Source organism: Acidovorax sp. A1169 (assembly GCF_030704685.1).
Lineage (GTDB): Bacteria > Pseudomonadota > Gammaproteobacteria > Burkholderiales > Burkholderiaceae_C > Acidovorax.
This window is the reverse complement of record NZ_JAUZDX010000005.1, coordinates 131,723-145,126: the sequence shown is the minus strand read 5'-3', so window position 1 is coordinate 145,126 and position 13,404 is coordinate 131,723. Positions and strand designations below refer to the sequence as shown.

The window sequence follows — 13,404 nt, the reverse complement described above, 5'->3', positions numbered from 1 at the left end:
GATCAGGCGGCGGCGTCCACCGCTTCCACTTCCACCAGACAGTCGTAGAAGGTGGGGGCGCGGCCCAGGTCGGTCAGGGCCTGGCTGGTGATCTCGTTCACGTTGGTGCCATCGAGCCCCAGCTTGCGCCACCAGATGCCCATGCCGTTGACCACGCCGGGCCGGGCGCGGCGCGACACGCTGGCGTGGCAGCGGTAGCTGCCCCGGGCATTGAACACGCGCACGATGCTGTGGTTGGCAATGCCGCGCGCCTCGGCGTCGTCGGGGTGGATCTCCAGCAGCGGCCGGCCTTCGATGTCGCGCAGGCTCTGCACGTTGACGAAGGTGGAGTTCAGGAAGTTGCGCGCCGGCGGCGAGATCATGGCCAGCGGGTACTGGGCAGAGCTGCCCTGCAGCTCGTAGTTGGGCAGGTGGTCGGGCAGGCCGTCCAGGCCCTGGGCGGCCAGGCGCGCGCTGTAGAACTCGCACTTGCCCGAGGGCAAAGGGAACTGCCCCTCGGCAAACGGCGCATCGAGCATGGCCAGCGTGGCGAAGCCCTGCGATTCGAGGAGCGCGAAGTCCACCGCATCGCCAAAGGCCTGGCGGCACAAGGTTGCGTCGCTGTCGGCAAAGCAGGCGTCGGTGTACCCCATGCGGGTGGCCAGGTCACGGAAGATCTGGGCGTTCGAGCGCGCCTGGCCCAGCGGCGCGATGGCCGGGCGGTTGAGCACCACATCGGTGTGGCCGTACGACAGATGCACGTCCCAGTGCTCGAGCTGCGTGGTGGCCGGCAGGATGTAGTCGGCGTAGTCGGCCGTGTCGGTGCGAAAGTGCTCCAGCACCACGGTGAACAGATCCTCGCGCGCAAAGCCCTGCACCACCTTGCCCGACTCGGGCGCCACGGCCACGGGGTTGCTGTTGTACACGACCACCGCCTGCACCTGCGGGCCGAAGGCCGGCGAGGCCGGGCGCAGCAGGTCGTCGCCGATGGTGGACATGTTGATGGTGCGTGGCTGGCGGCCGGCGAGCAGGTCGGGGCGCTGCAGCACGGCGCGCTGCACCGGGTACTGGCCCGAGCTCGACAGCAGCATGCCGCCCGCGCGGTGGCGCCATGCGCCCGTGAGCGCTGGCAGGCAGGTGACGGCGCGCACGGCATTGCCGCCGCCGCGCACGCGCTGCATGCCGTAGTTCAGGCGGATGGCGGCGGGTTGGGTGGTGCCGTAGTCCTTTGCCAGCTGGCGGATCTGCTCCACAGGGATGCCGCAGACCTCGGCCGCGCGCTCGGGCGGCCACTGCAGTGCGCGCTCGCGCAGGCCCTCCCAGCCCAGGGTGTGGCGCGCGATGTAGTCGTGGTCCAGCCAGTCGTGGACGATCAGCTCGTGCATCAGCGCCAGGGCCAGGGCGGCATCGGTGCCGGGGCGCAGGGCGATGTGTTCGTGGCACTTGTCGGCCGTCTCGGTCTTGCGCGGGTCTATGCACACCAGCCGGGCGCCATTGCGCTTGGCCTGCTGGGCGTAGCGCCAGAAGTGCAGGTTGCTGCCGATGGAGTTGCTGCCCCAGATCAGGATCAGCTGCGCCTCGGCGAAGAACTCCACCTTCATGCCGACCTTGCCGCCCAGGGTCTGCACCAGCGCCTCGGCACCGGCCGAGGCGCAGATGGTGCGGTCCAGCAGCGAGGCGCCCAACTGATTGAAGAAGCGCCGGTCCATGCTCTCGCCCTGCACCATGCCCATGGTGCCGGCGTAGCTGTAGGGCAGGATCGCTTCTGGGTCGTGCGCGGCGATGGCAGTCAGGCGCTGCGCAATATCGCTCAGGGCCTCGTCCCAGCTGACGGGGGTGAACTGCCCGCTGCCTTTGGGGCCGCTGCGCTTGAGCGGGGTGAGCACACGCTCCGGGTGGTAGCTGCGCTCGGTGTAGCGCGAAACCTTGGCACACAGCACGCCATCGGTGTGTGCGTGGTCGGGGTTGCCCTGCACCCGCGTGGCCACGCCATCGACCACGGTGGTCAGCAGCGCACAGGTGTCGGGGCAGTCATGGGGGCAGGCGCCGCGTACGGCAAAGGGCACGGAATCAGTGGGGACAGAGGCCGAAATCGTGGGCATTTGGTGGGCTGGTCGTTAAACTGGCTGCGGGGCTGGAGGCTGCGCGCTCGTGGCGCGCCCTTCCGGAGGGGTCGCCTTGCGGCGATGGCAAATGGGGCGCAAAGCCCTGAAACCAGGATTTCACCATGAACCAGACTGTAGTGGGGCGCAGACAGTTTTCGGTGGGGCTGGGCGCAGCGGCGCTTGGCGGCTTCCAGATGGCCCGGGCGCAAGGTGAAGGGCGCATCGTGCTGGGCCAGTCGGCCGCTTTCACGGGCCCGGCCGCGCAACTGGGCATCCAGTTCCACCAGGGCGCCAAGCTGTTCTTCGACCAACTCAATGCCCAGGGCGGCGTGGGCAAGCGGCAGGTCGAGATCCGCACCCTCGACGATGGCTACGAGCCCGACCGCTGCGCCGAGAACACCAAGAAGCTCATGGCCGACGACGTGTTTGCGCTGTTCGGCTACATCGGCACCCCTACCAGCCTGGCCGCGCTGCCATTGTTTACCAAGGAGAAGGTGCCGTTCTTCGGCCCGTTCACGGGGGCCGAGGCATTGCGCCAGCCGTTCAACCGGCTGGTGTTCCATGTGCGCGCCTCGTACTACGACGAAACCGCGCTCATCGTGCGCCAGCTCACCAACCTGGGGATCAAGAAGATCGCGGTCTTCTACCAGAATGATGCCTACGGCAAGGCCGGGCTCGACGGCGTGGTGCGTGCGCTGACCGAGCAGAAACTGACGCCCGCCGCCACAGCCACGGTGGAGCGCAATTCGGTGGACGTGAAGGCCGCGGTGGACAAGCTGGTGGCCGCCAAGCCCGACGCGGTGGTGCAGATCGCTGCCTACGCGGGCAGCGCCGCCTTTGTGCGCGCCGCGCGCAAGGCGGGGTTTGGCGGCACGTTCTACAACGTGTCCTTCGTGGGTACGCAGGCCCTGGCCGATGAACTGGGCAAGGACGGCGCCGGGGTGGTGGTCTCGCAGGTCATGCCCTCGCCCTACCAGCCCTCGCGCCAGATCACGCGCGAGTTCCTCGAAGCCATCAAGAAAGGTGGCGACAAGGTGCAGGCCAACTACTCCAGCATGGAGGGCTATGTCGCTGCACGCGTCTTTGCCGAGGGCCTGCGCCAGGCCAATGGCAGCGGCAAGATCACCCGCGACGGCCTGATTGCCGGGCTCGAAGGCCTGGGCTCGCAGGCCATCTCCGGCTTTCTGGTGTCGTACAGCGCCACGGACCATGCTGCATCGCATTTTGTGGAAATGTCGATGCTGACCGGTGATGGGCGCGTGAGGACCTGACGGCCTTCCTGTTTCAGCCGAAGGCCTTGGTGCGTGCCAGCCCCTGCATGAAGGCTTCGCAGCGCCCCAGTTGCTCCAGGCTCACGAACTCATCGGGCTGGTGCGCCTGCTGGATGCTGCCTGGGCCGCACACCACCGTGGGGATGCCGGCGTTTTTGAACAGCCCCGCTTCGGTGCCGAAGGCCACCAGGGTGGTGCCTTGCTCGCCGCTCAGCTCCTGCGCCAGGCGGGTCACGGCGTCGTCCTTGCTGCCCAGAAAACTCGGGATCTCGCAGATGGTCTCGAAGCTGAAGCCGGTCTGGGGCGCGACCTTCTGCATGGCAGGTTCGAGCGAGCGCGCATAGGCCAGCACCTCGGACTGCATCTGGGCCGCATTGGCGGTGGGCAGGTCGCGGAATTCATAGCGGAACTCGGCGTCGCGCGGCACCACGTTGTCAGCAATGCCGCCATGGAATTGGCCCACGCTGGCGGTGGAGAACGGCACATCAAAGCCCTCGAAGCGCGGCTCGCTGCGCTCGAAGCCCTCGGCCATGTCGCGCACCCGGCCCACCACGCGCGCTGCCATCTCGATGGCGTTGACCGATTGCGGCGTGAGGGACGAATGCGCTTCCTTGCCGCGCACGCAGCACTTGTAGCGGTACACGCCCTTGTGCGCGATGGCCGGCACCATGCTCGTGGGCTCGCCCACGATGCAGGCCAGCGGGCGGATGCTGGCATCGCGCAGGTCGGCGATCAGCTCCTTCACGCCAAAGCAGCCCACCTCCTCGTCGTAGCTGAAGGCAAAGTGCAGGGCAAACGGGGCATCGCTGGCCAGGAACTGCTCGGCATGCGATACCGCGATGCCGATGAAGGCCTTCATGTCGGCGCTGCCCCGGCCGTACAGGTTGCCGTCCTTGACGAGGGCGCTCAGCGGGTCCATCGTCCAATCCTGGCCGTCCCATGGCACGGTGTCGGTGTGGCCCGAGAGGATCACCCCGGCGGGCTTGCCCTCGCCCAGCGTGGCGAACAGGTTGGCCTTGGTCTTGTCGGCGTTGTAGGTCAGGCGGCTTTTCACGCCCAGTCGGCCCAGGTGGTCGCGGATGAAGTGGATCAACTCCAGGTTGGAGTTGTGGCTCACGGTGTTCATGCGCACCAGGGATTGCGCCAGTTCGAGGGCTTGGGGTGAAATCATGAAAAGGGCTCGTGTAGTAAATAACCCGGGTTGGCACGCTGGTTGCTCTCGGGCTAGACTGTGAAATCGTAAGGACACATATCATGAACGTTATTGACTCCATCGTCACCCAGGCGGCCAGTATTGCAGCGGTGCGCCGGGACATTCACGCCCACCCCGAGCTGTGCTTCGAAGAGGTGCGCACGGCCGACGTCGTGGCCAACAAGCTCACGGAGTGGGGCATTCCCATCCACCGGGGCCTGGGCACCACGGGTGTGGTGGGCATCGTAAAGGGCCGTGACGGGGGCGCCAGCGGCCGGGCCATCGGCCTGCGCGCGGACATGGACGCGCTGCCCATGCAGGAGTTCAACACCTTCGCCCATGCCAGCAAGCACACCGGCAAGATGCACGCCTGCGGGCACGACGGCCACACCGCCATGCTGCTGGCGGCGGCGCAGCATTTTGCCAAGCACCGCAATTTCGATGGCACCGTGTACCTGATCTTCCAGCCGGCCGAAGAGGGCGGCGGCGGTGCGCGCGAGATGATCACCGACGGCCTGTTCGAACAGTTCCCCATGCAGGCGGTGTACGGCATGCACAACTGGCCCGGCATGCCCGTGGGCCAGTTCGCCGTGAGCCCCGGCCCGGTGATGGCGTCGAGCAACGAGTTCAAGATCACCATCCGCGGCAAGGGCAGCCATGCGGCGCTGCCGCACAATGGCATCGACCCGGTGCCGATCGCCTGCCAGATGGTGCAGGCCTTCCAGACCATCATCAGCCGCAACAAGAAGCCGGTGGATGCGGGCGTGATCTCGGTGACCATGGTGCACGCCGGCGAAGCCACCAACGTGGTGCCCGACAGCTGCGAGCTGCAGGGCACGGTGCGCACCTTCTCCATCGAGGTGCTGGACATGATCGAAAAGCGCATGAAGCAGGTGGCCGAGCACACCTGCGCCGCGCACGACGCCACCTGCGAGTTCCACTTTCACCGCAACTACCCGCCCACCGTGAACTCGGCCGCCGAGGCCGACTTTGCCCGCAAGGTGATGGCTGGCATCGTCGGCGAGGCCAACGTGCTGGTGCAGGAGCCCACCATGGGCGCGGAAGACTTCGCCTTCATGCTGCAGGCCAAGCCCGGTGCCTACTGCTTCATCGCCAACGGCGACGGCGCGCACCGCGAGATGGGCCACGGCGGCGGCCCCTGCACGCTGCACAACCCGAGCTACGACTTCAACGACGACCTGATCCCCCTCGGCGCTACCTACTGGGTGAAGCTGGCCGAGGACTGGCTGGCACAGCCTACGGCAGCCTGACACCGGCACCCGTTGTCGTCTCTTTCCTGAAGCCCTGGGCGCCCTCGCGTGCCCCGGGTTTTACTGTGTTCCCGACCCCACCCACGAAAGCAACCGCCCATGATCGGCATCGTCGACGCCTTTTCGCCCAGCTACGCCCAGGCCCGCAAGAAGTTTCTCGAGGGCGCGGCCGCAGCGGGTCTGCCCATCGAGTCGCATGCCCACCCACTCAAAGGGCGCGATGGTGAAGACCTGGCCATGGACGTGGTGCGCGACGGTCCGGCCGATGCGACCAAGCTGCTCATCGTGAGCAGCGCCTGCCATGGCGTGGAAGGCTACTGCGGCAGCGGGGTGCAGGTGTTCGCGCTGCACGACCAGGAGTGGCGCGACAAGGCGCACGCGGCGGGCGTGGCCACGCTCTACATCCATGCACTCAACCCCTATGGCTTCTCGCACGTGCGCCGTTTCACGCACGAGAACGTGGACCTGAACCGCAACTATCAGGATTTTTCAAAGCCGCTGCCCGTGAACGAGGCCTACCGCGAGGTGCAGCCCCTGCTGCTGCCTGAAGTGTGGCCACCGTCGGCCGACAACCTGGCGGCCGTGCAGCGGTACATAGACACCAAGGGCGAGGCATCCTGGCAAGCCGCCATCTCGCGCGGCCAGCACGAGTTTCCCGAAGGCGTGTTCTTCGGCGGCACCGAGCCCACCTGGAGCAACCGCACGCTGCGCCAAGTGCTGCGCCAGCATGGTGCCCGTGCCTCGCAGATCGCCTGGATCGACCTGCACACCGGCCTGGGCCCCAGTGGCCACGGCGAACGCATCTACGCGGGCAAGGACGACGACGCCTCGGTGGCCCGCGCACGCGCCTGGTGGGACGGCGGCGGCGCCACGCCGGTCACCTCGATCTACGACGGCTCCTCGACCTCGGCCTTCCTCACCGGGCTGATGTGGAACGCGATCTACGACGAATGCCCGCACGCCGAGAGCACCGGCATCGCCATGGAATACGGCACCGTTCCCGTGCTCGACGTGATGAACGCCATCCGCGCCGAGCAATGGCTCAACCTGCATCCCCAGGCGCCGGCCGAGCAGGCAAAGCAGATCAAGGCGCAGATGCTGGAAGCGTTCTACACGGACACGGACGCCTGGAAGGGCCAGATCGTTAGCCAGGCGCGCCAGTCCATGTTCCAGGCTGTGGATGGCCTGAAGGGCTGACTTACAACCCCAGTTCGGTCAGCCCCGGATGGTCGTCCGGGCGCCGGCCCTGGGGCCAGAAGAACAGCCGGTCTGCCGCCTTGATCGGCTGGTCGTTGATGCTGGCGTGGCGCACCGCCATCAGCCCGGCGTCGTCGAACTCCCAATTCTCGTTGCCGTGGCTGCGATACCAATTGCCCGCATCGTCATGCCATTCGTAGGCGAAGCGCACCCCGATGCGGTGCGAGCCGAACGCCCAGATCTCCTTGATGAGCCGGTAGTCGAGCTCGCGCGCCCACTTGCGTTCAAGAAACTGCCGCGCGGCCTCGCGCCCCACGGGGAACTCCGCCCGGTTGCGCCAGCGTGTGTCTTGCGTATAGGCGAGAGCCACGCGCGCCGGGTCGCGCGAGTTCCAGCCGTCTTCGGCCAGGCGGACTTTCTGGATCGCGGTCTCCAGGGTGAAGGGAGGCAGGGGCGGGCGGGATTCCATGGGCAGTACCTCGGTTGGAAAGGGTGAAATGCATGTGGACAGGTCTGTCTACATGTGCATCATATCCGCAGGTAGACAGACTTGTCTACAATGGGCCATGCTGCTTGCCCCGACCACTGACATCAAAGACCTGCCTGCCCGGGACCGCCTGCTGCAAACGGCGCACCGGTTGTTCTACCGCGAAGGCATCCGCGCCACGGGCATCGACAAGGTGATCGCCGAGTCGGGGGTGACCAAGGTGACCTTCTACCGGCACTTTCCAAGCAAGAACGATCTCGTCTGCGCCTACCTGGAATACCGGCACGTGCTGTGGATGGGCTGGTTTGCCGATGCGCTGCAACGGCATGGCCGGGCGAAAAAGGGCCTGGCCGCCTTGCCTGCGGCGCTGGGGGAGTGGTTCGGGCGCGAGGACTTTCGCGGCTGCGCCTTCATCAACAGCGTGAGCGAGTTGGGCGACACGGTGCCTGAAGTGAACGCCATCGCCCGCCGCCACAAGCAGGACATGGCGGACCTGCTGGCGACCCTGCTGCCGTTCGCGGCCACGCAAGCGCAGGATGCGCAGGCCCTGGCCCTGGTGGTGGAGGGCGCCATCGTGCGCGTGCAGCTGGGTGAGCCGGTGCCTGCGGTGCAGGCCAGTGTTTCGCGCCTGCTGTCCGCATTCCTGCCCGCGTAGCTGACCTTACTCCAGCCGTGCGCCCTGCGCGGCGCCGTGGCCGGTATCCCGGTCGTACTGCTTCTCGCGTTCTACATGCTCCTGGAGCAGGCGGCGGCCCAGCGCGTCGGCGTTGCGCTCCAGCGTGGCGCAATCGGCGGCTGCGGGCAACCGGGCAATGCCCTGGTCGATGGCCTGGGCCGCATCCCGCCCGAACTGCGCATGCCCCTGCTCATGCTGTGCCAAGGCGCGCAGGTAGCGGTCGAAGGTGGCCTGCTGTTGTGGCGAGGCGTTGTGCAGTTCGGGCAGTTGTACTTCGGTGGACAGGCGGGTGGTGACTTCTGTGATCGCGCAGCGGCCCGAGGCCTCGCGCCACCAGCGGTAGTTCCAGCGCACATGCCAGCGGGTGTAGCCATGGAAGCGGCGGCCGTCCACCACGATGGGCGTGGCCGCCTGCAGCGCCTGGCGCAATGTCTGCCCTGGCTGCAAATGCACGGGGTAGGGCCGCTGCACATGCTCCTGCACCACGGCGGCGCCGACGGGCTGTTGCTGCAGCACGGCCAGCGCAAGAACGACCAACCAGCGCAAGATCTCAATCTCCCCAGGGCAGCATCAGCGTGAGCAGCGAGAGCTGGTCGAACTCGGGCGCGAATGCATCGATGATGAGCTGCGGCTCGGGGCACAGCGTGGTGTCGGTGATCACGCCGAACTGCACGCCGCCGCCGTAGCTCAGGATGGAGACCCCCAGGCCGATGTCCCCCGACTGCGGCACCCAGAACATGCACTGCGTGACGCGCGCGCCGCACAGCGTGAGCTGCTCCTTGGGGCCGGGCACATTGGTCATCACCGCCGTGGTCTTGCGGCCGAAGAGGTTGAGCAGCGCGTCCTGCGCGGGCTTGATCATCAGGCCCGCCACGGCCAGCATCGCGAACGCGAGGATGGGCTGGGTGCTGCCCTTCAAGGCATTCATGCGCCGGCGCACCTCGTAGACGCGTTCCACCGGGTTGGCCACGCCGATGGGCAGCACCAGCGGCACCAGGCCGAAGCGGTTACCGAGCTTCCAGGCCTCCTCCATGGGGCGCAGGTTGACCGGGATCATGGCGCGGATCTCCTGGCCCGTCGGGTCATCGCCCTGGCTGCGCAAATAGCCCCCGATGGCACCCGCCACACAAGACATCAGCACGTCGTTGATCGAGCAGTTCAGTGCCTTGCCAATGGCCTTGACCTCTTCGAGCGGGATCGGCGGGCACCAGGCCACACGCTTGGCCCGGCCGGGCTGGCCCTTCAGGCGCGTGGGCGAATCGTCGGGCATCAGCGCCAGGGCCGCCGCATCGCTCACCAGCTGGTAGGCCACGCGCGCCATGTCCATGGTGCCGGCCAGGCCGTGCTGCATGGCCTTCTCGGGGTCGCCCAGCACCTTGAACGAACGCGCCGCGCCGTCGCCCGCCAGGTCCAATGCCTTCACGGTGAGTCCGGCCAGGGGCTTGATCAGTGCGTCGGCGATCCAGTCCTCGGCCGTCGCGGCGGCCTCGCGCTCCTTGCGGCTGCGCTTGGGCGGCTCGGCGCCACCGTCCACGATGGACATCGTGACCGAGATCAGCGCAATGCCGTCGGCGATGCAGTGGTGTATGCGCACGATCAGCGCGCTACCCTGTTGGCCGTCATCCCCCGTGAAGTTCTCGACCAGGTGCATCTGCCACAGCGGGCGGCGCGGGTCCAGCGGCTGCATGGCCAGCTCACCCACGCGGTCCTGCAGGGCGCGCTGCATGCTCTGGCCGGGCTCCTGCGGCAGGGTCTCGCGCAGCACGTGGGCGGCGATGTCGAACTGCCGGTCTTCGACCCAGGTGGCACCGGCCGCGTCCTCGACCACGCGCTGGCGAAAGCGCGGGTACTGCAGCAGGCGCTGCTGCACGCGCTCGCACAGCGCCTCCCAGGCGATGCCGGGGGCCAGCGTCCACACGCCGTTGATCATCATCAGGTTGCTGCCCGAGTCCATGCGCAGCCAGGCCGTGTCGACCTTGCTCATGCGCTCGCCCGACAGGCCCAGCATGCCGGTGGCGGCGCGGCGCACGTTCTTCTGCACCACGCCGGCGGCCTTGCGTGCAGCGGGTGGCAGGGCCTGGGCGGCTGCCGCAGTTGTGGCCCGCGCCTTGCGGGCGACCGTGGAGGCGGTGTTCAGCGGGCTGGCCAGGCCTTCGGGGCGGGTGGCGTTGGGAGCAGCAATGCGGGTCACCATCGGATGTACACCTGTTGTGGTTGTTTTGGGGGCTTGCCTCTATGGATTGCGCGACTTTCGCTCGCGCACTGACCGTAAGATACAACGCAGCAAACCATTGCCGACACCGTTCTTTCCCTCCCCCATCTTTCGAACCCCAAGGAGCAACCCCATGGCCGACCTGAATGCCGCCTTCGAAGCCGCCAAAGCCAATTCCGAGAACCTGAGCGAGCGCCCCAACAACGCCACGCTGCTCAAGATCTACGCGCTGTACAAGCAGGCCACCGTGGGCGACAACACCGAAAAGAAGCCCAGCTTCTCCGACATGGTGGGCCGCGCCAAGTGGGATGCCTGGAATGCGCTCAAGGGCACCGAGGCCGATGCCGCCAAGCAGCAGTACATCGACCTGATCACCGAGCTCAGCTGATCCGGGCCATACCCCGCGACTGACCGAGCGGCCTGCGGGCCGCTTTTTCATGGCCGTTGCGGCACGGGCTGGACGGGTGGGGGCATCAATGTTTCAATAGACAGAACCTCATTCTCTTGGACGACTCCTTCGCGCGCCCTGGTCTCCATGCCCCGCAAAGCCGTTTCCGAATCCGTTGCCGATGCCGATGCCGCCCCGGGCGGCGCGGCTGCCGTGGACCGCGCCCTGAGCCTGATGGCAGCCTTCCGCCAGGGCGACGGGCCGCTGGCCCTGACAGAGCTGGCCACGCGCACCCGGCTGTACAAGAGCACGGCGCTGCGCCTCTTGGCCTCGCTCGAGCATGCGCGCTGGGTGCAGCGCCTGGACGACGGCCGCTATGCCATCGGGCCCGAGGTGGGGCGGTTGCATGCGCTGTATGCCGCCTCGTTCTCGCTCGACCGGGTGGTGCTGCCCGTGCTGCGCGAGCTGGTGGCCGCCACGGGCGAGAGCGCGGCCTACCACGTGCGTCAGGGCGATGCGCGGCTGTGCCAGTTCCGCGTGGACTCGCCGCACCCCATCCGCGACCATATCCGCGCAGGCGACCTGCTGCCGCTGGACCGGGGCACGGGCGGCCGGGTGCTGGTGGCCTTCGATGCCGCGCTGTCCAACTCGCTCGGCCGGCATGACCGCGCGCTGTACGCGCGCATACGCGCCGACGGCTACCTGGCCAGCGTGGGCGACCGGCTCAGCGAGGTGGCGGGCATCTCGGCACCCGTGTTTGCCGCCGATGGCACGGTGGCTGCTGCCGTCACGCTGACCATGCCGGCCCACCGCTACGACGAGCGCTACGTGAAAAGCGTGCTCGAAGCCGCACGCAGCCTGGGCGGCCAGATCGGCTGAGCACTGCCTGCCAACCGCTAGCGGTAGGTCGTGAGGTGAATATTGGTCTCGGTGCCTCGGATGCCCGAAATCAGTCGGATGCGCTCGAGCACCTGCGCCAGCTCGGCCATGCTGCCGGCCTCCAGCTCTGCCAGCAGGTCCCAGCGGCCATTGGTGTCGTGCAGGGCGGCCACGCCGGGCTCGCCCAGCAGGCTGGCCACCACCTGGCGCGACTGGTTGCCCTCCACCAGCACCCCCATCCAGGCACGGATGCGGTCGGGCTCGGCCTCGGGCCGCAGCTTGACCGTGTAGCCCACGATCACCTGGCTGTCTTCGAGCTTGCGGATGCGGTTGGTCACCGTGCCGCGCGAGACGCCGAGCTTGTGCGCCAGGTCGGCGACGTTCATGCGGGCATTGCCACGCAGCAGGGCAATCAGGGAGCGGTCGAGTTCATCCATGGTGGTGATGCAAAAAGTGAGCAATCGCTGCCATTTTGACAATCAACCGCGCATTTTGGTACATTTTTGCCGATTCACATTGCCTCGTGCCCGCTGGACACTGGATGCCACCGAACCGGAGACACCCCATGCGACACGACGCCACCCCCCACCACACCAGCGTATCCACCCTCTATCTGAGCGCCCCCGAAGCGGTGGAGCTGATCCGGCGCAAGGGCCTTGCGGCCTGCCTTGCCGGCATTGCCGCCAACATCACCGAGGACTTCCTGCGCTGGGAGAGCTTCGACAAGTCGGCCCGGGTGGCCAGCTACTCGCCCGACGGTGCGATCGAGCTCATGCCGATCGCCGACGACGCGACCTACACCTTCAAGTACGTCAACGGCCACCCCAAGAACACGCGCCTGGGCCTGTCCACCGTGATGGCCTTCGGCGTGCTGGCCGACGTGGCCACGGGCACGCCGCAATTGCTCAGCGAGCTGACCCTGACCACCGCCCTGCGCACGGCTGCCATGTCGGCCGTTGCGGCTAAGGCCCTGGCGCGGCCCGGCAGCCGGGTGATGGCCCTGATCGGCAACGGCGCGCAGAGCGAATTCCAGGCCCTGGCCTTCCAGCACCTGCTGGGCATCACCGAAGTGCGGCTGTACGACACCGACCCTGCCGCCACCGCCAAGCTGCAGGCCAACCTGCGGCCATCGGGCCTGGTGGTCACCGTGTGCGGCAGCACGGCCGAGGCCGTGCGCGGCGCCGACATCGTGACCACGGTGACGGCCGACAAGACCCGCGCCACCATCATCACCGCCGACATGGTGGCGCCCGGTATGCACATCAACGCCGTGGGCGGCGACTGCCCCGGCAAGACCGAGCTGCAGGCCGAGGTGCTCACGCGCGGCCGGGTGTTCGTCGAGTACCCGCCCCAGACCCGCATCGAGGGCGAGATCCAGCAGATGCCGGCCGACTTCGCTGTGACCGAGCTGTGGCAGGTGCTGGCCGGCCGCGAGGCCGGCCGCGCGAGCGATGCCGAGGTGACGATTTTCGATTCCGTGGGTTTTGCGCTCGAGGACTTCTCGGCCCTGCGCTTCATGCGCGATGCGGCGCTGGAACTGGGCGTGGGCGAGCGCATCCAGCTGATTCCCGACCTGGCCAACCCCAAGGACCTGTTCGGCACCCTGCGGCAGGCCGGAGCAGGTGAGGCTGTTGTGCAGGGCCAGGTGCACCGGCTTCAGGCCGTTGCCTGAAGTCGTGAACGCCGGATCAGCCCAGCGGCGCCGGACCGGATCCGGTGGTCGCCGGGCTGTTCGGTTGGGGGTTGC

Annotated in this window: 13 protein-coding genes; 7 read left to right on the top strand and 6 right to left on the bottom strand. The window is 67.6% G+C overall.

Annotated elements, in window-relative coordinates; all coding sequences use genetic code 11:
• Window positions 1-2 precede the first annotated feature (2 nt).
• Window positions 3-2,081, bottom strand: a complete 2,079-nt coding sequence (locus QYL93_RS10785; protein WP_305743657.1) for a molybdopterin-dependent oxidoreductase — start codon at window positions 2,079-2,081, stop codon at window positions 3-5.
• A 125-nt stretch (window positions 2,082-2,206) separates the two neighbouring features.
• Here QYL93_RS10785 and QYL93_RS10780 point away from each other — a divergent pair, with 125 nt between their 5' ends.
• The gene (locus QYL93_RS10780; RefSeq protein WP_305743656.1) at window positions 2,207-3,355 is read left to right on the top strand and encodes an ABC transporter substrate-binding protein; all 1,149 of its coding nucleotides are present in this window, start codon (window positions 2,207-2,209) and stop codon (window positions 3,353-3,355) included.
• Between the two features lie 13 nt (window positions 3,356-3,368).
• Here QYL93_RS10780 and argE read toward each other — a convergent pair whose 3' ends face one another.
• Window positions 3,369-4,526 (bottom strand): acetylornithine deacetylase, encoded by a 1,158-nt coding sequence (gene argE, locus QYL93_RS10775; protein WP_305743655.1) that lies wholly within the window; start codon window positions 4,524-4,526, stop codon window positions 3,369-3,371.
• Between the two features lie 83 nt (window positions 4,527-4,609).
• Here argE and QYL93_RS10770 point away from each other — a divergent pair, with 83 nt between their 5' ends.
• Window positions 4,610-5,818, top strand: a complete 1,209-nt coding sequence (locus tag QYL93_RS10770) for a M20 aminoacylase family protein (RefSeq protein WP_057199842.1) — start codon at window positions 4,610-4,612, stop codon at window positions 5,816-5,818.
• 99 nt (window positions 5,819-5,917) lie between these two features.
• Window positions 5,918-7,015, top strand: coding sequence for a M14 family metallopeptidase (locus tag QYL93_RS10765; RefSeq protein WP_305743654.1), 1,098 nt, complete (start codon window positions 5,918-5,920; stop codon window positions 7,013-7,015).
• A 1-nt stretch (window position 7,016) separates the two neighbouring features.
• Here the strand turns inward: QYL93_RS10765 and QYL93_RS10760 are convergent, their stop codons facing one another.
• Window positions 7,017-7,484 (bottom strand): DUF1348 family protein, encoded by a 468-nt coding sequence (locus QYL93_RS10760; RefSeq protein WP_305743653.1) that lies wholly within the window; start codon window positions 7,482-7,484, stop codon window positions 7,017-7,019.
• Window positions 7,485-7,581: 97 nt separating this feature from the next.
• Here QYL93_RS10760 and QYL93_RS10755 point away from each other — a divergent pair, with 97 nt between their 5' ends.
• A complete protein-coding gene (locus QYL93_RS10755) occupies window positions 7,582-8,157 on the top strand; it encodes a TetR/AcrR family transcriptional regulator (protein WP_305743652.1) in 576 nt (191 codons plus the stop codon).
• Between the two features lie 6 nt (window positions 8,158-8,163).
• Here the strand turns inward: QYL93_RS10755 and QYL93_RS10750 are convergent, their stop codons facing one another.
• Together QYL93_RS10750 and QYL93_RS10745 are read right to left on the bottom strand one after the other, a co-directional pair.
• Window positions 8,164-8,724 (bottom strand): DUF922 domain-containing Zn-dependent protease, encoded by a 561-nt coding sequence (locus QYL93_RS10750; RefSeq protein WP_305743651.1) that lies wholly within the window; start codon window positions 8,722-8,724, stop codon window positions 8,164-8,166.
• A 4-nt stretch (window positions 8,725-8,728) separates the two neighbouring features.
• A complete protein-coding gene (locus QYL93_RS10745; RefSeq protein WP_370876960.1) occupies window positions 8,729-10,372 on the bottom strand; it encodes a wax ester/triacylglycerol synthase family O-acyltransferase in 1,644 nt (547 codons plus the stop codon).
• A gap of 151 nt (window positions 10,373-10,523) precedes the next feature.
• On the opposite strand from QYL93_RS10745, the gene QYL93_RS10740 reads away from it, so the two are divergent.
• Together QYL93_RS10740 and QYL93_RS10735 are read left to right on the top strand one after the other, a co-directional pair.
• Window positions 10,524-10,778, top strand: a complete 255-nt coding sequence (locus QYL93_RS10740; RefSeq protein WP_007860945.1) for an acyl-CoA-binding protein — start codon at window positions 10,524-10,526, stop codon at window positions 10,776-10,778.
• Window positions 10,779-10,925: 147 nt separating this feature from the next.
• Window positions 10,926-11,657, top strand: coding sequence for an IclR family transcriptional regulator (locus QYL93_RS10735; protein WP_057199848.1), 732 nt, complete (start codon window positions 10,926-10,928; stop codon window positions 11,655-11,657).
• 17 nt (window positions 11,658-11,674) lie between these two features.
• Here QYL93_RS10735 and QYL93_RS10730 read toward each other — a convergent pair whose 3' ends face one another.
• Window positions 11,675-12,094, bottom strand: a complete 420-nt coding sequence (locus tag QYL93_RS10730) for an Lrp/AsnC family transcriptional regulator (RefSeq protein WP_057200222.1) — start codon at window positions 12,092-12,094, stop codon at window positions 11,675-11,677.
• Between the two features lie 128 nt (window positions 12,095-12,222).
• Here QYL93_RS10730 and QYL93_RS10725 point away from each other — a divergent pair, with 128 nt between their 5' ends.
• Entirely contained in the window at window positions 12,223-13,329 is a 1,107-nt protein-coding gene (locus QYL93_RS10725) for an ornithine cyclodeaminase (RefSeq protein WP_305743650.1), read from the top strand.
• The last annotated feature ends 75 nt before the right edge of the window (window positions 13,330-13,404 follow it).

Coding starts and splice junctions, on each gene's coding strand:
- QYL93_RS10785 (WP_305743657.1), bottom strand. CDS start 2,081: ATGCCCACGATTTCGGCCTCTGTCCCCACTGATTCCGTGCCCTTTGCC.
- QYL93_RS10780 (WP_305743656.1), top strand. CDS start 2,207: ATGAACCAGACTGTAGTGGGGCGCAGACAGTTTTCGGTGGGGCTGGGC.
- argE (WP_305743655.1), bottom strand. CDS start 4,526: ATGATTTCACCCCAAGCCCTCGAACTGGCGCAATCCCTGGTGCGCATG.
- QYL93_RS10770 (WP_057199842.1), top strand. CDS start 4,610: ATGAACGTTATTGACTCCATCGTCACCCAGGCGGCCAGTATTGCAGCG.
- QYL93_RS10765 (WP_305743654.1), top strand. CDS start 5,918: ATGATCGGCATCGTCGACGCCTTTTCGCCCAGCTACGCCCAGGCCCGC.
- QYL93_RS10760 (WP_305743653.1), bottom strand. CDS start 7,484: ATGGAATCCCGCCCGCCCCTGCCTCCCTTCACCCTGGAGACCGCGATC.
- QYL93_RS10755 (WP_305743652.1), top strand. CDS start 7,582: ATGCTGCTTGCCCCGACCACTGACATCAAAGACCTGCCTGCCCGGGAC.
- QYL93_RS10745 (WP_370876960.1), bottom strand. CDS start 10,372: ATGGTGACCCGCATTGCTGCTCCCAACGCCACCCGCCCCGAAGGCCTG.
- QYL93_RS10740 (WP_007860945.1), top strand. CDS start 10,524: ATGGCCGACCTGAATGCCGCCTTCGAAGCCGCCAAAGCCAATTCCGAG.
- QYL93_RS10735 (WP_057199848.1), top strand. CDS start 10,926: ATGCCCCGCAAAGCCGTTTCCGAATCCGTTGCCGATGCCGATGCCGCC.
- QYL93_RS10730 (WP_057200222.1), bottom strand. CDS start 12,094: ATGGATGAACTCGACCGCTCCCTGATTGCCCTGCTGCGTGGCAATGCC.
- QYL93_RS10725 (WP_305743650.1), top strand. CDS start 12,223: ATGCGACACGACGCCACCCCCCACCACACCAGCGTATCCACCCTCTAT.